16 protein-coding genes are annotated in these 15,855 nt (G+C 63.7%); 9 read left to right on the top strand and 7 right to left on the bottom strand.

All coding sequences use genetic code 11. The annotated features are described in order from the left end of the window. Window position 1 precedes the first annotated feature (1 nt). The 4 genes from EP237_RS14305 to EP237_RS14290 form a co-directional block, all read right to left on the bottom strand. On the bottom strand, window positions 2-1,216 hold the full coding sequence (locus EP237_RS14305; protein ID WP_127561586.1) for a reductive dehalogenase domain-containing protein: 1,215 nt from the start codon (window positions 1,214-1,216) through the stop codon (window positions 2-4). Between the two features lie 9 nt (window positions 1,217-1,225). Continuing rightward, on the bottom strand, window positions 1,226-1,816 hold the full coding sequence (locus tag EP237_RS14300; protein ID WP_127561585.1) for an HNH endonuclease: 591 nt from the start codon (window positions 1,814-1,816) through the stop codon (window positions 1,226-1,228). Window positions 1,817-2,176: 360 nt separating this feature from the next. Further along, window positions 2,177-2,860, bottom strand: coding sequence for an alpha/beta hydrolase (locus tag EP237_RS14295; RefSeq protein ID WP_127561584.1), 684 nt, complete (start codon window positions 2,858-2,860; stop codon window positions 2,177-2,179). After that, window positions 2,857-3,486, bottom strand: a complete 630-nt coding sequence (locus EP237_RS14290; RefSeq protein ID WP_127561583.1) for a DNA-3-methyladenine glycosylase family protein — start codon at window positions 3,484-3,486, stop codon at window positions 2,857-2,859. Before EP237_RS14290 ends, EP237_RS14295 begins: the two co-directional genes overlap by 4 nt. Before the next feature lie 84 nt (window positions 3,487-3,570). On the opposite strand from EP237_RS14290, the gene EP237_RS14285 reads away from it, so the two are divergent. Next, window positions 3,571-4,545, top strand: a complete 975-nt coding sequence (locus EP237_RS14285) for an arginase family protein (protein ID WP_127561582.1) — start codon at window positions 3,571-3,573, stop codon at window positions 4,543-4,545. A gap of 89 nt (window positions 4,546-4,634) precedes the next feature. Beyond that, window positions 4,635-5,855, top strand: a complete 1,221-nt coding sequence (locus tag EP237_RS14280) for an MFS transporter (RefSeq protein ID WP_127561581.1) — start codon at window positions 4,635-4,637, stop codon at window positions 5,853-5,855. A gap of 109 nt (window positions 5,856-5,964) precedes the next feature. Here EP237_RS14280 and EP237_RS14275 read toward each other — a convergent pair whose 3' ends face one another. Beyond that, window positions 5,965-7,104 carry a DUF6456 domain-containing protein gene (locus EP237_RS14275; RefSeq protein ID WP_127561580.1) on the bottom strand — a complete coding sequence of 380 codons (1,140 nt, stop codon included), beginning with the start codon at window positions 7,102-7,104 and terminating at the stop codon, window positions 5,965-5,967. 214 nt (window positions 7,105-7,318) lie between these two features. Between EP237_RS14275 and EP237_RS14270 the strand changes: the two genes are divergently transcribed. Continuing rightward, window positions 7,319-7,570, top strand: coding sequence for a DUF6477 family protein (locus tag EP237_RS14270; RefSeq protein ID WP_127561579.1), 252 nt, complete (start codon window positions 7,319-7,321; stop codon window positions 7,568-7,570). Between the two features lie 10 nt (window positions 7,571-7,580). On the opposite strand, the gene EP237_RS14265 is transcribed toward EP237_RS14270, so the two are convergent. Further along, the gene (locus tag EP237_RS14265) at window positions 7,581-9,128 is read right to left on the bottom strand and encodes a trimethylamine methyltransferase family protein (protein WP_127561578.1); all 1,548 of its coding nucleotides are present in this window, start codon (window positions 9,126-9,128) and stop codon (window positions 7,581-7,583) included. A gap of 234 nt (window positions 9,129-9,362) precedes the next feature. Here EP237_RS14265 and EP237_RS14260 point away from each other — a divergent pair, with 234 nt between their 5' ends. Next, window positions 9,363-9,905 carry an NUDIX hydrolase gene (locus EP237_RS14260; RefSeq protein WP_164744713.1) on the top strand — a complete coding sequence of 181 codons (543 nt, stop codon included), beginning with the start codon at window positions 9,363-9,365 and terminating at the stop codon, window positions 9,903-9,905. Between the two features lie 58 nt (window positions 9,906-9,963). After that, window positions 9,964-11,535, top strand: coding sequence for a glutamine-hydrolyzing GMP synthase (gene guaA / locus EP237_RS14255; protein WP_127561576.1), 1,572 nt, complete (start codon window positions 9,964-9,966; stop codon window positions 11,533-11,535). Window positions 11,536-11,649: 114 nt separating this feature from the next. Here the strand turns inward: guaA and msrB are convergent, their stop codons facing one another. After that, on the bottom strand, window positions 11,650-12,090 hold the full coding sequence (gene msrB / locus EP237_RS14250; protein WP_127561575.1) for a peptide-methionine (R)-S-oxide reductase MsrB: 441 nt from the start codon (window positions 12,088-12,090) through the stop codon (window positions 11,650-11,652). A 164-nt stretch (window positions 12,091-12,254) separates the two neighbouring features. On the opposite strand from msrB, the gene EP237_RS14245 reads away from it, so the two are divergent. The 4 genes from EP237_RS14245 to EP237_RS14230 all read left to right on the top strand — a co-directional run bounded on the left by EP237_RS14245 (window position 12,255) and on the right by EP237_RS14230 (window position 15,797). Continuing rightward, window positions 12,255-12,536, top strand: coding sequence for a putative quinol monooxygenase (locus tag EP237_RS14245; RefSeq protein ID WP_127561574.1), 282 nt, complete (start codon window positions 12,255-12,257; stop codon window positions 12,534-12,536). Between the two features lie 141 nt (window positions 12,537-12,677). After that, window positions 12,678-13,508: a DMT family transporter gene (locus EP237_RS14240; RefSeq protein WP_127561630.1), complete on the top strand. Its 831-nt coding sequence runs from the start codon at window positions 12,678-12,680 to the stop codon at window positions 13,506-13,508. Window positions 13,509-13,670: 162 nt separating this feature from the next. Next, window positions 13,671-14,786 (top strand): OmpP1/FadL family transporter, encoded by a 1,116-nt coding sequence (locus EP237_RS14235; protein ID WP_127561573.1) that lies wholly within the window; start codon window positions 13,671-13,673, stop codon window positions 14,784-14,786. 108 nt (window positions 14,787-14,894) lie between these two features. After that, window positions 14,895-15,797: a DMT family transporter gene (locus EP237_RS14230; protein ID WP_127561572.1), complete on the top strand. Its 903-nt coding sequence runs from the start codon at window positions 14,895-14,897 to the stop codon at window positions 15,795-15,797. The last annotated feature ends 58 nt before the right edge of the window (window positions 15,798-15,855 follow it).

The following is a 15,855-nucleotide window of genomic DNA, read 5'->3' as shown; positions in this document are numbered from 1 at the left end:
GCTAGCGGGGATTTGCCCACCAGTCACGCGGCTTTAGGCGAGGCCGCACACCATGGCGTTTCTGCCAGGCCCGCGCCAGCCGGACGCCCGTGGCCCCTGCCCCGCCAAGGGCCAGCCAGCGCCAGAGCCGGTCCCGCCAGGTGCCGCGATGATTGAACGGGCAGACCCGCATGCAGATCGCACAATCGGATTTCAGTTTCGCCCAGTAGCCGAAGCAGGCCTCGCAATTTGCCGACCATTTGCGCACGCCCCGTTGCGTGGACGGGCTGCCTGCCGCCTTTTCCTCTCCGAAATCCGGCGCGCCGAAGGGCAGCGCCTTGGGCGGGCAGCTGTCGGCGCATTGGGTGCAGCCGTGGCAATAGGCGGCAAGGCCCAGGGTCTTCGGGGCATCCACGGCCAAAGGCATATCGGTGAAGATCTTGGAAAACCGGACGCGCGGGCCAAATTCCGGCGTCAGCACCATCTGGTTACGCCCGTATTCGCCAAGCCCGGCCTTCACCGCGTAGGGGATGACCAGCGCCGTGTCGTTCATGCTGGCCACCGCCTGAAAGCCAAGATTGCGGATATAGGCGGAGAGCTGCATCGCGATGGCGGCCTCGTGGGAGTATTCAAGCCCCGTCGCCGCGCCTGCCAGTGCGCTCGGGTAGGTCTCCACCAGGTCGAAATCCATCGCATGGGCCATGACGATGACATGGGTCAGCCCCTCGGGCAGATCATTGGCAACCGGGGTCATGTCGCGGGTGTCGGGGCGGTCGGAATAATGCCAGCGCAGGTCCATATGGGTGATGCCCACCAGATCCGCACCAAAGAGCTTTGCGACGCGTTTGATCCCTTCGGCCTCGTCCTGCGGGGTGCCAAGATCGGCCCTGTCGGCCGCAACGGGCGTGTCGCTGCGCAGCGGGGCTTGAAAGCCTTCGCGTTCTCCCTCGGCGGCATGACGATCCGACACCATGTCGGAGACGCGCCAGGCCGCGTTCCTCAGCGCGAAATCGCGGGTCTGGAATCCTTCGCCCCGTCGCGGGGCGGCCTCCATCCGGTAGGAGGCAAAGAAGCCGTCACTATGTTTGTTGCGCACGCTGTCGTCCCAGAAGGCGCGGGTGAACATGTCGTTCATCTGGGAAAACCGGGTATAATCCGGCGTCACCTCAAACCCCGCGGCGCGGTCGCTCTCCAACAGGTGGTCGGGCGTGTCGTCTCGATTCTTGGGCCAATTCATGGGCGCAGCTTACGCGTCCAGTTCGGCATCCCAATAGAGAAAATCGAGCCAGCTGTCGTGCAAATGACCCGGAGGAAACTTGCGGCCCATATTGCGCAGCTCCTCCGCCCCCGGCTGACGGGGCGGTTTGCGCAAGGAAAGACCCGAACGGCGCAGGCTTTTGGACCCCTTGCGCAGATTGCAGGGCGAACAGGCGGCAACGACGTTTTCCCAGGAGGTGATGCCGCCACTGGCGCGCGGCACCACGTGGTCAAAGGTCAGATCGCCCTTGCTGCCACAATACTGGCAGGAGAACTCGTCGCGCAGAAACAGGTTGAACCGGGTGAAGGCCACGCGCTTTTGCGGTTTCACATAGTCGCGCAGGACCACGACTGAGGGGATGCGGATCCTGGTCGTGGGGGAATGGACGAAGGCATCATATTCGGCGACGATATCGACCCGGTCGAGAAACACCGCCTTGATCGCGTCCTGCCAGGGCCAGAGAGACAGGGGATAGTAGGAGAGCGGCCTGTAGTCCGCATTCAGGACCAAGGCGGGATGCTGGTTGAGCCTTCCCGGCTCTCTTACGAATTCCGTTCTGAAACTGCCGTCGCCATCCATGAGTGACTCCGCCCTCGCCCTGTCTGCCCGTTTTCGGCATCAGAACGGGAGCACCCGCTCCAGCCATGTAACCACTATATCTGCCAAAATCCGACTGGCAAGCGCCACATTTTGGGTTGCGCGCTTTTGTGATAAGTCAGTTGGATGACGGGGGTATGACAGATATCCACGGGCGTGACGGTTTCGCCGCCTGCCGGCGTCGACCCATGGGCGGCCCTCCTCAACCCCCGGCTTGCGCCGGAGGCCTCGTCGGTCCGCGTTGCCACGGACATATTGCAGGGTCAGTGTCCTGATTCCAGTGTCGGCGTCTGTGGCGCGGGCGGATGCCTCCGGCGGGAGTATTGAGGCCAAAAAGAAGGATTAAAGACTTTCCGCTTCGTCCTCTATCCCAAGCACCTGGCGGATGAAGGCCAGGGCCACGGATAGCCCGTCGGGGGCGATGCCATGGGCGGTGCCGCGCATGACATGGGCGTAAACGTCGATGCCCGCGGCCTGCAGGGCTTCTGCGGCCTGGGGCAGGCTTTGCGGCGGCACAACGTCATCCTGATCGCCATGGATCAGCAGAACCGGCGGGCGGGAAACGATCTCGTCGGCCAGCAGCTCCGGTTCCAGCAGGCGGCCCGAGAAGCCCACGACGCCCGCGAAGGGCTCGGCACGGCGGGGGGCGACATGCAGGCTCATCATCGTGCCTTGCGAGAAGCCTACCAGAACCGTGCGATGCGCGGGCACGCCCTGGGTTTGCATGATGTGATCGAGGAAGGCGTTCAGGTCATCGACGGCGCGGGCCATGCCCTCTGACGCGGCCTCTTCCGACGATCCGTCGATCCACGGGATCGGGAACCACTGAAAGCCCATCGGGTTCATAGCAGAGCGTTCGGGCGCGTCGGGGGCCGCGAACACGGTGTTGGGCAGATGCGGGGCCAGCGGGTCGGCCAGGCCCAGAAGGTCGTTCCCGTCAGCGCCATAGCCATGCAGGAAGATCACCAGGCTGTCGGCCTGACCGGAGGCCGCAGGCCGTGTTGCGAAGTCTAATGTGCGAGTCATCTGATCCCTTCCCTGTCCTTGGCGACATGGTAGTAGGCCCAAAGCGCGCGAGCGGCAACCGCGCGCCAGGGGGACCAGGCCTCGGCCATGTCGCGCAGCGGTTTTTCTTTCGGCCGCTCCGGCAGATCGAAGAGGATTCGGGCCGCTTCCTGCAAGGCCAGATCGGCGGGCGCGAAGACATCGGCGCGACCGAGCGAGAACATCGCGTAGACCTCGGCCGTCCAGCGACCGATTCCGGGGACCTGCGTCAGGATTGCAATGACCTGGTCATCGGGCGCGGTCCGCAGGCCCGCAAAGTCGATGCCAGCCCCGGACAGCGCGCGGGCATAGCGGATCTTCTGGCGGGAAAGCCCTGCTGCGCGCAGATCGTCGTCGCAGGCCGATGCGATGCGGCCCGGCTCGGTCAAGCCCGCATCCTGCATCCGACCCCAGATCGCGCGGGCCGAGGCGACCGAGACCTGTTGGCTGATGATGGCCGATAGCAGCTCTTCGAACCCGTCCTTGCGGCGGCGCAGCGGCAAGGGGCCGGTGAGCTCCAGCACATGGGCGAAGCGCGGTTCTGCTACTGCCAGCCACGCGGCACCTTCGGCCACGCAATCAGGGGTTTCGATGATCCGTCCAACCATGACCGCACCCTTTCAGGTCGGAAAAGCTTTGCCAAGCGGCCAAAGCCGCGCCACGCTGAGGGCAGTCAACAGCGGGGACCGGATATGGCCGAAGAACACGACGCCAGCATGATGAACAACCTCTACTGGTGGGGCATCCCCACCTTTTTCCGCGCGCCAAACGAAGGCCCGGAGGGGGCGGATATCGCCCTTGTCGGCGTGCCCCATTCCACCGGCAACGGCACGACCGAACGCGACCAGCATCTGGGGCCGCGTGCGGTGCGCAACATGTCAGCGGTGCAGCGGCGGGTGCATGGCGAAGTTGGCGTCGATCCCTGGCAGCGGCGCATCGTGGATGTGGGCGACGTGCCCTTCCCCCGCGCCAATGACAACGAACACTGCATCCAGCAGATCACGGATTTCTATACGAAAATCGACGCAAGCGGTGCACGGCCCGTATCCATTGGCGGCGATCATTCGATCACCGGCGGCATTGTGCAGGCGCTTGGGCGAGGCAAGCTCGCAGGGGGAGAGCCGATCAGCTTTCTGCATCTCGACGCCCATACGGATGTGTTCACCAAGGTCGATCATTTCCTGGGGGCCGAGAAATCGGCGGCCCATTGGGGGGCCTATCTGGCCGATCAGGGCAAGGTCGATCCGACCCGGTCGATGCAGATCGGGCTGCGCGGCCATCCGCGCACGCTGGACTGGCTGCAACCCTCCTATGACTACGGCTACAACGTGGTGACGATGGCGGATTACCGTCGCAGGGGCGCGGCGGATGTGATCGAGCAGGCGAAAGAGGTGCTGGCGGGGCGGCCCGTCTACATCACCTTCGATCTCGATTGCCTCGACCCGAGCGTGGCGCCCGCCGTGTCCAATATCGAACCCGGTGTGAAGGGCTTCGATATCGACGAGGCAATTGCGCTGCTTCATGCGGCGCGGGGGCTGAATATCGTCGGTGGCGACGTGGTCTGCCTGATGCCCACCAAGGACAGCCCCAACAATATCACCGCGATGGTGGCGGGCGCGGTCATGTTCGAGATGATCTCGATGATCGCGGAAAACGTGCCGGTCTGACTGACCCGCTTTTTCAGATGAGTTAACAGGGCAAGTATTTTGCCCTGACCCTCTTCCCTTCGTCGAAAAACGGGTCTAGCGATTTCAACATGGTTGACGCAGTTCATTCCCCCCCCGACGACCGACGCGCCTGGCGCAATGTGATCGTCCTCGTGGCCGCGCAGGCGATTCTGGGCAGTCAGATGCCGATGATGTTCGTCGTGGGCGGGCTGGCCGGGCAGATGCTGGCCCCGAATCCGTGCCTTGCGACGCTGCCGATCTCTCTCATTGTGTTCGGCTCGATGACCACTGCGCCGTGGATGTCGAACACCATGCAGCGTTTCGGCCGAAAGCTTGGGTTCTCCATCGGCACGCTAGGCGGCGCGGCTGGGGCGACGGTGTCGGCCTATGGGCTTTACGTGGACAATTTCCTGATCTTCCTGGTCGGGTCCTACCTGGCCGGCATCTACATGTCGGCACAGGGGTTCTACCGTTTCGCAGCCTCGGACACGGCGTCGGAAAGCTTCCGCCCCAAGGCGATTTCCTATGTCATGGCGGGCGGGCTGGCCTCGGCGATCATCGGGCCGCAGCTGGTGAAACTGACCAATGACGCGACGGTGATTCCCTTTCTTGGAATCTACCTGACCATCATTGCGCTGAATCTGGGCGGCATGTTGCTGTTTTTCTTCCTCGACATCCCGAAACCACCGATGCGGGCCGAGGGCGACCCGGCCGGGCGGACGCGGGGCGAGCTGTTGCGCGACCCCAAGATCGTCGTGGCGATCATCTGCGCCATGGTCTCTTACGCGCTGATGAACCTTGTGATGACCTCGACACCGCTGGCCGTCGTGGGCTGCGGGTATGAACAGGATACGGCGGCCGATATCGTGTCGGCGCATGTGCTGGCGATGTTCATCCCCTCCTTCTTCACCGGCCACCTGATCGCGCGCTTCGGCACCACCAATATCGTGGCGCTTGGCCTCTTCATCCTGGCCGGTGCGGGCAGTGTGGCGCTGATGGGGGTGGAGCTGGAAAACTTCTATATCGCGCTCATCCTGCTGGGTCTTGGCTGGAATTTCGGCTTCATCGGCGCGACCGCGATGCTGCAAAGCGCCCATGCACCAGAGGAACGGGGCCGGGTGCAGGGGATGAATGACGCCATTGTCTTTGGCTGCGTGACCATCGCCTCGCTGGCCTCGGGCGGCTTGATGAACTGCGCGGGCGGGTCTGTCACGGCTGGCTGGACCTCCGTAAATCTTGCGATGATCCCCTTCCTGGCGCTGGCGGGCGGCGCGCTGATCTGGCTGGCGCTGCGCCCGAAAGAGGCCTGATCCCGCAAAGAAACCGCCCGACCCTGAACAGGGCGGGCGGCAAGGTGGCGGAGGAATTCAGGGAGAGGTTTCGGAAACGGCCCCCGCGCCTATCGTTTCCAAAATAGCATCAATCGAGCGAGGCGGGAACAAAACCGTAAACCTCGTTGTAGTGTTTCAGCAAGCGCTGCAACCCGATCTTCAACACGATCTTGCCCGACCTTGCCGACCATCCGAGCCGCTTTTCCGCAGATTCCAGCCCTTCGAGGAAACAGCAGACCCGCATGACCACATCGGCCAAGCCCGGCCCCATGTCATCAACGGCCCGAGCCACCCGGTCACGCGCGGCGCTTGGGCCCTCGCCGATCCCGCCATCGGAAAAGCCCGCCCCCCGGTCGCCGCCGGTCAGGAACCTGTCCCAGTTCTGCGCCACGCGCGGCCCCATCTGAGCGCGCTCAAAATCCTCACGCAGCTTTTCACCCGCCTGTACAAGATCCATGGTCAGGAAGGGTTTGCCGTCGGCCCCCTTGCGTCGTGCCAGCATGGCCAGCGGGGATTCCGCCAGGTTTATCCGCATCTTGCGGATCGTCCCGTCCTCCTGTTTTACCGGCTTTTCGCCCCAGGTCTGATGTTGCGCGAGGAAGGGCGTGGCGGCCTCGGCCATTTCCATCGGCGCGCGGCGGCGCTTGCGGTCTTCCTCGATCAGCCGTTTCAACGCCGACTTGCCCGCCTCGGTGATCGTGTAGATGCTGACCCGGCCCTGTTTGGCGGTCTGGATCCAATCCTTCAGCGCGAAGGCATGGGCCACCTTGCGGTCCAGAACGGCGGTGCGGGTCTGGCTGCCATCGCTGCCCTTACGCAGGACAATCGCCTTGTCCATGTCCTGCGCCAGCACCAGGGTGGCCTCTTTTTCACACAGCCTGCGCAGGATGCGGCGGGCTTCCCGGTTGACGGTGGTGTCGTCGGAAACCAGGGGTGGCCTCAGGGGTGCTGTCATAGGGAGATGCTCCTCGAACTGGTTAATTGTTTCTGAACTGGAAACACAGCAAGCCTGAAGCGCGGTCAGCGCCTCATCGACCAGCGGGTCTTCGCGCCGCGCCTCGACGGCACGCACGCGGCGGCCGATGGTGGACGGGTGGCACCCTTTCCTGCGCGCGATGTCCCGCAAGGATGTGCCGCAACCCACGTGATCGAGGTAATTGCGCGCGTTTTCCGGCAACCAGCCGGGATAAACGGCCTGTCCTGAACTGTTCGTCACATCACCTGTCATTGCGGGCCTCCGGGCGCGTCTGCTGTGGATAAGCCCCGCAAGCCTTTGGGAGTATTGATTACTGTTTGGTTAAAATCCCCGCAATTTGGCCCTAATTGTTTCCATTTCGTAAACAAACACAGAACACCGAACGGGGGTCGCGAAGGCAACGCAACACCCTGCCCGGTCGGGCCATGCTGAGGGCGACTCACCCGACCAAGGCAGGAGCCCAGACATGACCGACATGCCCCAAGACCTTTCCACCCTGACCCGCCCGCGCCTTCTGGTTCAGGCGGCCAGCATCGGCGCCAGATCGCTGTTGCGCAGCGGTCGCGCACTGCCCCGCGCTGGCTTGGCGCGGCTGTTGTCGGAGGAATCGGAGATGGACCGCAAACGCAAGGACGGCGAGGCTGATTACTCGCCCCGCCGCCATGTGGATCTGCTGATCGCCGTGATGCTGGTGGCCCAGACCGCGCAGGCGATCTAGGCCCGCAGGCTCAGTAGGATGCGTCCGGCATCTCTTCCTTGCGCTTGGCCACAAAGGCGCGCAGTGCCTCGTCGATGGCCGGGTCCAGCGCCGGTTGCTGGTAGTCGGCCAGCAGCTTGCGCACCCGCGCATTGGCCAGCGCCATCGTGTCCCGGCTGCCTTCATCGGCCCAGGTTTCGAACGGTTTGTAATCCAGCAGGTCCGACCGCCAGAAACTGGACTTGAAATTGGCCTGGGTATGGGCGCAACCGAGGTAGTGTCCGCCGGGGCCCACCTCGCGGATCGCATCCATGGCCTGGGCGTTTTCGTCGATGCTGACGCCGCGGGCGAAATGATGCAGCGCGCCAAGCTGATCGGCATCCATCACGAATTTCTCGAAGCTGGACACAAGGCCCCCTTCCAGCCACCCGCAGGAATGCAGCATGAAGTTCACACCCGCCAGCAGACCCATGTTCAGCGAATTCGCCGTCTCATAGCCCGCCTGCGCATCGGGCAGTTTCGAGCCGTTGAAGGACCCGGCGGAGCGGTAGGGCAGCCCCAGACGCCGCGCCAACTGGCCCGCACCCATGGTGATATGCGACGCCTCGGGCGTGCCGAAGGTGGGCGCGCCGGAGTTCATGTCGATCGAGGTCACGAAAGCCCCGAAGATGACCGGCGCACCGGGGCGGATCAACTGACTGTAGGCCACGCCTGCCAGCACCTCGGCCAGAACCTGCGTCAGCGTCCCAGCAATCGACACCGGCGCCATGGCCCCGCCGACGATGAAGGGAGAGATGATCGCGGCCTGATTGTGGGCGGCGTAATGTTCCAGCGCGCCCATCATGATCGAATCGAAGGTCAGCGGTGAGTTGATGTTGATCAGCGAGGTCATCACCGTGTTGTCCTGCACGAACTGATCGCCGAACAGGATCTTGGACATCTCGATGGAATCGACCGCCCGCGATGGCTCTGTCACCGACCCCATATAGGGTTTGTCCGACAGCGACATATGGGCGTAGAGCATGTCCAGATGGCGCTTGTTCACCGGAATATCCGTGGGTTCGCAGACGGTGCCCCCCGAATGGTGCAGCCATTTGGACATGTAGCCCAGTTTCACGAAGTCCTGGAAATCCTGCATCGTGGCATAGCGGCGGCCACCGTTCATGTCCTGCACGAAGGGCGGGCCGTAAACCGGGGCAAGCACAAGATTGCGGCCGCCAATCTCGACATTGCGCTCAGGGTTGCGGGCGTGCTGCGTGAAGTGCGAGGGCGCGGTAGAGCACAGCTTTCGCGCAAGCCCCTTGGGCAGGCGCACCCGTTCGCCATCCACATCGGCCCCCGCCTCGCGCCAACGGTCCAATGCGGCGGGATTGTCGACAAAATTGACGCCGATCTCTTCCAGCACCGTTTCGGCATTGGCCTCGATGATCTCCAGCGCCTCTTCGGTCAGCACCTCGAAATTCGGAATGTTCCGTTCGATATACCGGGCGGTCTCGATGCTGACGGCACTGCGTTCGGCGCGGCGGGCGGCCCCGCCACCACCACGTCCCCGGCGTCGGGCGGTTGCTGCATCACTCATCGCTTGGTTCCTCTCACAGGGGGGGATGTTTCAGCTGTGATACAAAGCGGCGGGGGGCAACCGCGTGTGATTTGCGGCGAATGCGGGGAAAAAGCGACATCACCTGCATGCGACCGGGTCGAAAAGCCGGTTGGCGCGCCCCTTCCGGGCTGTATGCGCAAGGGCAAGAGCCCCCAAGCTTGCCCTTGCCCGCGCGGCGCCTGGCTTGTAGCCCTTGGACCGAGGAGACCGCCCATGCCCCACGATCACAGCTGTCACGACCCGGCCTGCGGCTGCGGCCACGACCACGGCGCCAATCCGGTCGGCCCCCGCCCGCCCGTGGCCGAAGCCCCGCGCCCTTGGCGGCCCGCAGCACATGTGCGCACGCTGGCTGTCGGGATTTTCCAACGTGACGGGCAAATCCTTTGCGGACCTGTCCATAGTGACGACGGCACCATCAAGGGATGGCGCCCGCTTGGTGGAGCCATCGAATTCGGCGAACGGGCCGCGGAGGCGCTGGCGCGGGAAATCCGGGAGGAATCGGAGCAGGAGATCACCGATATCCGGCCCCTCGGCGTTCTTGAAAACCTCTTCGAACATGAAGGCATGGCGGGCCATGAAATCGTCTTCGTCCTTGCTGCCCGCTTTACCAATGACACGCTCTACGAGGCCGACCAACTGGCGTTCCGCGAGGGCGACGGCCCCGAGATGACCGCGAAATGGGTCTCTCTGGAAAAGGCCCGCGCGGGCCGGATGCAGCTCTTCCCCGACGGGCTGGCCGATCTTCTGGGCGAATAGCCCGATCCGGCGTCAATCCCGCTTGCACAAAACCCCTCCCGCGCCTATTGGCTGGCGCATGACCAGCACCTCTCATGACCGCCTTCTCATCATCGACTTCGGCAGCCAGGTGACGCAGCTGATTGCGCGCCGCCTGCGAGAGCTGAATGTCTATTGCGAAATCCACCCCTACCAGAACGTGACCGATGCGTTCCTGGCCGACTTCGCGCCCAAGGCCATCATCTTTTCCGGCGGCCCCGACAGCGTGATGCGCTCTGGCAGCCCGCGCCCGCCGCAATCGGCCTATACGCTTGGCGTGCCGATCCTGGGCATCTGCTATGGCCAGCAGGTGATGATGCATGATCTGGGCGGCCGGGTAGAGGCGGGCGAGCACGCCACCGCCGAATTCGGCCGCGCCTATGTCACGCCCTCTGACGCGCATGTCGATCTGCTGGCAGGCTGGTTCCTGGACGGGTCCGGCAAGGAACAGGTCTGGATGAGCCATGGCGACCATGTGGCCGAGATTGCCCCGGGCTTCGAGGTCTACGGCACCTCGCCCGGCGCGCCCTTCGCCATCACCGCCGACACCAGCCGCCATTTCTATGCGGTGCAGTTCCATCCCGAAGTGCACCACACCCCCAATGGCGCGACGCTCTACGAGAACTTTGTCAAACTCGCCGGATTCATCGGCGACTGGACCATGGGCGCCTATCGCGAAGAGATGATCGCGAAGATCCGCGAACAGGTGGGCGACAGGAAGGTGATCTGTGCGCTCTCCGGCGGCGTCGACAGTTCCGTGACCGGCATCCTGCTGCACGAGGCCATCGGCGACCAGCTGACCTGCGTCTTCGTCGATCATGGCCTCTTGCGTCTCAACGAGGCCGAACAGGTCGTCGCGATGTTCCGCGACAACTACAACTTGAACCTCATTCACGCGGATGAAAGCGATCTGTTTCTGGGCGAGTTGGAGGGCGTTTCCGACCCCGAGACCAAGCGCAAGATCATCGGCAGGCTCTTCATCGACGTGTTCCAGAAATATGCCGATACGATCGAGGGGGCGGAGTTCCTGGCGCAAGGCACGCTCTACCCTGATGTCATTGAATCGGTAAGCTTTTCCGGTGGCCCGTCGGTGACCATCAAGAGCCACCACAATGTCGGCGGCCTGCCCGAGAAGATGGGCCTGAAACTGGTCGAACCGCTACGCGAGCTCTTCAAGGACGAGGTCCGCGCTTTGGGCCACGAACTGGGCCTGCCCGCCAGCTTCATCGGGCGTCACCCCTTCCCCGGTCCCGGCCTCGCCATCCGCTGCCCCGGCGAGATCACCCGCGACAAGCTGGAGATTCTGCGCAAGGCCGATGCGGTCTATATCGACCAGATCCGCAAGCACGGTCTCTATGACGAGATCTGGCAGGCCTTTGCCGCGATTCTGCCGATGCGGACCGTTGGCGTGATGGGCGACGGGCGCACCTATGACTATGCGCTGGCGCTACGCGCCGTGACCTCTGTCGACGGCATGACGGCGGATTACTACCCGTTCAGCCATGACTTCCTGTCGGAAACCTCAACCCGGATCATCAACGAGGTCAAGGGCGTGAACCGGGTCTTCTACGACTGCACCTCGAAACCGCCGGGTACCATCGAGCTGGAATAACGCTCCGTTAAGGTTAACGCGCGGCGCCCTCTTTCATCTTGGTCAAAATACCTCGGGGGTCCGGGGGCAGAGCCCCCGGCGGGTCGACGCCGAAGGCGGCGAAACCCAAGACGCTCAGCCCTCTACCTGATCCAGATAGGCCCCGTAGCCCTCGGCCTCCATTTCCCCTTTGGGAACAAAGCGCAACGAGGCGGAGTTGATGCAATAGCGCAAGCCCCCCATCTCGCGCGGGCCATCGGGGAAGACATGGCCAAGGTGGCTGTCGCCATGGGCAGACCGCACCTCGGTGCGGATCATGCCATGCGTCGTGTCGCGCAGTTCCACCACATGGGCATGTTCCACCGGCTTGGCGAAAGACGGCCAGCCGCAGCCGGAATTGAACTTCTGCGATGATGCGAATAGCGGCTCGCCCGACACCACGTCCACGTAGAGGCCCGGCTCGAAATGCTGGTCATACTCTCCCGAAAACGGCCGCTCCGTGCCGTTTTCCTGTGTGACGCGGTATTGTTCCGGGGTCAGGCGGGAAAGGGCGTCGTCGGTCTTGGCGTAGCTCATGGGGCGGTCCCTCCGTTTCAGTCGTCCAGCGCAGGATATGGGGCTGGCAGAGCCATTTGCCCAGACCCGCCATGATCACGAGACCGAGGGGCATTTGCAACAATTCCTCTGGCCCATCGGGATCGCCGGGGCTACCAACCTCTCGGCAACACAGGAGATCGCGGATGACTGTCACCCTCAAAGGCCAAATCGACGTACCGGCGGACCGGCTGGAGCAGATCCGCGCCGGGCTGGTCGAGCATATCCGCCTGACCCGCAACGAACCCGGCTGCCTCAGCTTCGACGTGACCGAAGATCCCGCCATCCCCGGCCGTTTCAATGTCGCCGAGGCATTCACCGATTCCGATGCCTTCCGCGCCCATCAAACCCGCACGCAAGCCTCTGACTGGGCCCGGATCAGCGCCGGTATTCCGCGCGACTACAGCGTCACCGGCCTGACTGACTGAGCCCCGCCTCTTGCCAAGCGCGCGGGGCTGGTGTCTGGTCGCCGCATCGCCCGAAATGGGCCAGTTTCTGACAGGATTGCCCCGTTGACCGCCAATCGCATAGAGATCGAACCCGCGCAGGCGGGGCTGGCCGCGCTCTGGATGATCGGGGCCATCGTGTCTTTCTCGGCCATGGCGGTGGCAGGGCGGGCGCTGTCCAGCGACCTCGATACGTTCGAGATGATGACCTACCGCTCGGTCATCGGGGTGGTGATCGTCGTGTCGATGGCCACGCTGCGGGGCAATCTCGGCGACATCACAACCCGCGATCTCCCCCGTCACGCCATCCGCAATATCGCCCATTTCGCCGGCCAGAACCTGTGGTTTGCATCCCTGACGCTGATCCCCCTTGCGCAGGTCTTTGCGCTTGAATTCACCAGCCCGCTCTGGGTGATCCTGCTGGCCCCGTTCCTGCTTGGGGAACGGTTCACGCTGAAAAAACTCGGTGTCGTTCTATGTGGCTTCATCGGCATCCTGATCGTGGCGCAGCCGGGCACCACGCCGCTGTCGCTCGGCACGTTCACCGCCGCCAGCGCCGCTGTCTGTTTTGCCCTGACCGGCATCTTCACCAAGCAGTTGACCCGCCGGCACAGCGTCACCTGCATCCTGTTCTACCTGACCACGATGCAACTGCTGTTCGGGCTGGTCTGCGCCGGTTTCGACGGCGATATCGCGCTGCCCACAGCCGAAGGCATGCCCTGGATCATCGTCATCGGTCTGGGCGGGCTGACAGCGCATTTCTGCATCACCACGGCGATGACGCTGGCGCCTGCAACGGTCGTGCTGCCGATTGATTTCGCCCGCCTGCCGGTCATCGCCATCATCGGCATGGTGCTGTATGACGAACCGCTGACATGGCCGGTTTTTCTGGGGGCGGCGCTGATCTTCGGGGCCAATTACGTCAACGTCGCGACTGAGTCCCGACGGACCTGACCTCAGGTCAGCTGTAGCAAATCCGTCACAAACGCGCACGCAATTCCGTCCACAGCCCCCCGTATCGGCCCCTTACGTCAGGGAAGAATTGACCCTGAACTCCAGTTTTGGCGAAGTATCCGCAGTACAAGGGATGACCGTAATCGGTCTTGGAGGGACAACATGAAAAAGATCACTCTCGCAGGAGCGGCCTTGCTGGCAAGCACCGCAGCCGCGTCCGCAGGTGGCATCGAGCGTACCGGTTTCACCACCGGGATCCTGTTTGAAGAAGGCACCTATGTCGAACTGAGCTACGGTTCGGTTTCGCCGACGGTGACTGGCAACGTGACCGGCGTTCCGGCGGTTGCCTCGGGCGACATCAGCCCGACCTACAACTCGGTCACACTCGGCTATCACCAGGACATCACCGATGCGCTGTCCTTCTCGCTTGTGATTGACGAGCCCGTGGGCGCGGATGTGGCCTACCCCACCGGCACCGGCTATCCCTTCGCGGGCTCCTACGCGGAACTGTCCTCGCGCCAGATCACCGCGGCCCTGCGCTACGAACTGAACGAAAACTTCTCGGTCTATGGTGGTCTTCGCGGCGTGCAGGTTGAGGGCGATGTCTATGTCTCGACGCCGCTCTTCGCCTATGCGCTGAGTGCCGATACCGATCTCGAATTCGGCTACATGGTCGGCGCGGCTTATGAGCGCCCCGATATCGCCATGCGCGTTGCGCTGACCTATTTCAGCGAAGTCGACCTGAGCCTGTCTGGCGTGGAATCCCCCGCGCCGGCAGGCACACCGGAAGCAGCCATTCTGGCTGTGGCGCCCGCGACGTCATTCAACAACACCCTGCCCCAGTCGATCCTGCTGGAAGCGCAGTCCGGCATTGCCGCCAACACGCTGCTCTTCGGCTCGATCCGCTGGACCAACTGGGACGGCTACGCGATCATGCCCAATGCCTACCCGGCCGGTAGCCTCGTGGATTATGACGAGGACGTGTGGACCTATACCCTCGGCATCGCGCGTCGCCTGAACGAAAACTGGGCGGTGTCCGCCACGCTCGGCTATGAAGCCGAACAGGACGGCTTCTCCGGCAACCTCGGCCCGACCGATGGCTTCACCTCGATCGGTCTCGGCGCGGAATACACCCAGGGCAACATGTCGATCGCCGCTGGTGTCCGCTATGTCATGATCGGCGACGCCAACACCATTCTGGCCCCCGGTCCCGTCACCTCGGACTTCTACGACAACGACGTCGTGGCCTTCGGCCTGCGGGTCGGCTTCAACTTCTGAGCCGTTTCCGACACGTCACAGGATCAACCCCGGGCCATCTGCGTCCGGGGTTTTTCTTTGCGCAGGTTTCGGGTCGTGTGGCCTGATGGAGCGGTCTAGACAAACCTCATGACAACCGACCGTATCCCCGCCCGGGCCTGGGCCGATCTCATGTTTCTCGCCCTCATCTGGGGCGCGTCCTTCCTGTCGATCCGCGTGGCGCTGGACGAGATCGGGGTGTTCACCCTTGTCGCGCATCGGGTGGTCTGGGCCTGCGTGATCCTGTGGGGATACGTGGCCCTGAGGCGCATGGCCGTGCCAACCGATCTGAGGGTCTGGGGGGCGTTTCTGGTCATGGGCATCCTCAACAACGTCATCCCCTTTTCGCTGATGGCCTGGGGGCAGTTGCATATCGAGACCGGGCTGACCTCGATCTTCAACGCCGCCACAGCCGTCTTCGCCGTGCCCGTCGCCGCCGCCTGTTTCGCCGATGAACGGATGACGCCGCGCCGGGTGGTGGGGGTTCTGGTGGCCTTCGCCGGGGTCGCCGTCGCCATCGGCCTCGACGCGCTGCACAGCTTCGACATCCGGTCGCTGGCGCAATTGGCCGTTCTGGCGGGCACACTCTCTTATGCTTTCGCTTCGGCATGGGCGCGGGCGTGGCTCTCGCACCTCAAGCCACAGGTCGCCGCCGCCGGCATGCTGACCGGATCGAGCCTGATCATGCTGCCCTTGGCGCTGTGGTTGGAAGGCACCCCTGCCCTGCCCACGCACCCGCAAACCTTTGCCGCCATTGGCTATTTCGCGGTGATCGGCACGGCGCTGGCCTATCTGCTCTACTACCGGATCGTGCAGGCGGCGGGCAGCGCCAATGCGATGCTGGTGACGCTGATGATCCCGCCCGTGGCCATCGGCCTTGGCGCTGTGGTGCTTGGCGAACGGCTGGCCCCCACGGCCTTTGCAGGGTTTGCGCTGCTGGCCATCGGGCTTCTGATCCTCGACGGGCGGCTGTGGCGGGCCCTAAAGCGCTGAAATTCCGCATGGACGCACCGGGCCTTGCGCGGTATCGAATGCGGACCTCTGCGACCCA

The sequence above is a fragment of the Nioella ostreopsis genome (assembly GCF_004000255.1).
In the GTDB taxonomy this organism is placed as follows: domain Bacteria; phylum Pseudomonadota; class Alphaproteobacteria; order Rhodobacterales; family Rhodobacteraceae; genus Nioella; species Nioella ostreopsis.
Note: the sequence above shows the minus strand (reverse complement) of the source record. Positions and strands in the feature narration are given on the sequence as shown.

Coding starts and splice junctions, on each gene's coding strand:
- EP237_RS14305 (WP_127561586.1), bottom strand. CDS start 1,216: ATGAATTGGCCCAAGAATCGAGACGACACGCCCGACCACCTGTTGGAG.
- EP237_RS14300 (WP_127561585.1), bottom strand. CDS start 1,816: ATGGATGGCGACGGCAGTTTCAGAACGGAATTCGTAAGAGAGCCGGGA.
- EP237_RS14295 (WP_127561584.1), bottom strand. CDS start 2,860: ATGACTCGCACATTAGACTTCGCAACACGGCCTGCGGCCTCCGGTCAG.
- EP237_RS14290 (WP_127561583.1), bottom strand. CDS start 3,486: ATGGTTGGACGGATCATCGAAACCCCTGATTGCGTGGCCGAAGGTGCC.
- EP237_RS14285 (WP_127561582.1), top strand. CDS start 3,571: ATGGCCGAAGAACACGACGCCAGCATGATGAACAACCTCTACTGGTGG.
- EP237_RS14280 (WP_127561581.1), top strand. CDS start 4,635: ATGGTTGACGCAGTTCATTCCCCCCCCGACGACCGACGCGCCTGGCGC.
- EP237_RS14275 (WP_127561580.1), bottom strand. CDS start 7,104: ATGACAGGTGATGTGACGAACAGTTCAGGACAGGCCGTTTATCCCGGC.
- EP237_RS14270 (WP_127561579.1), top strand. CDS start 7,319: ATGACCGACATGCCCCAAGACCTTTCCACCCTGACCCGCCCGCGCCTT.
- EP237_RS14265 (WP_127561578.1), bottom strand. CDS start 9,128: ATGAGTGATGCAGCAACCGCCCGACGCCGGGGACGTGGTGGTGGCGGG.
- EP237_RS14260 (WP_164744713.1), top strand. CDS start 9,363: ATGCCCCACGATCACAGCTGTCACGACCCGGCCTGCGGCTGCGGCCAC.
- guaA (WP_127561576.1), top strand. CDS start 9,964: ATGACCAGCACCTCTCATGACCGCCTTCTCATCATCGACTTCGGCAGC.
- msrB (WP_127561575.1), bottom strand. CDS start 12,090: ATGAGCTACGCCAAGACCGACGACGCCCTTTCCCGCCTGACCCCGGAA.
- EP237_RS14245 (WP_127561574.1), top strand. CDS start 12,255: ATGACTGTCACCCTCAAAGGCCAAATCGACGTACCGGCGGACCGGCTG.
- EP237_RS14240 (WP_127561630.1), top strand. CDS start 12,678: ATGATCGGGGCCATCGTGTCTTTCTCGGCCATGGCGGTGGCAGGGCGG.
- EP237_RS14235 (WP_127561573.1), top strand. CDS start 13,671: ATGAAAAAGATCACTCTCGCAGGAGCGGCCTTGCTGGCAAGCACCGCA.
- EP237_RS14230 (WP_127561572.1), top strand. CDS start 14,895: ATGACAACCGACCGTATCCCCGCCCGGGCCTGGGCCGATCTCATGTTT.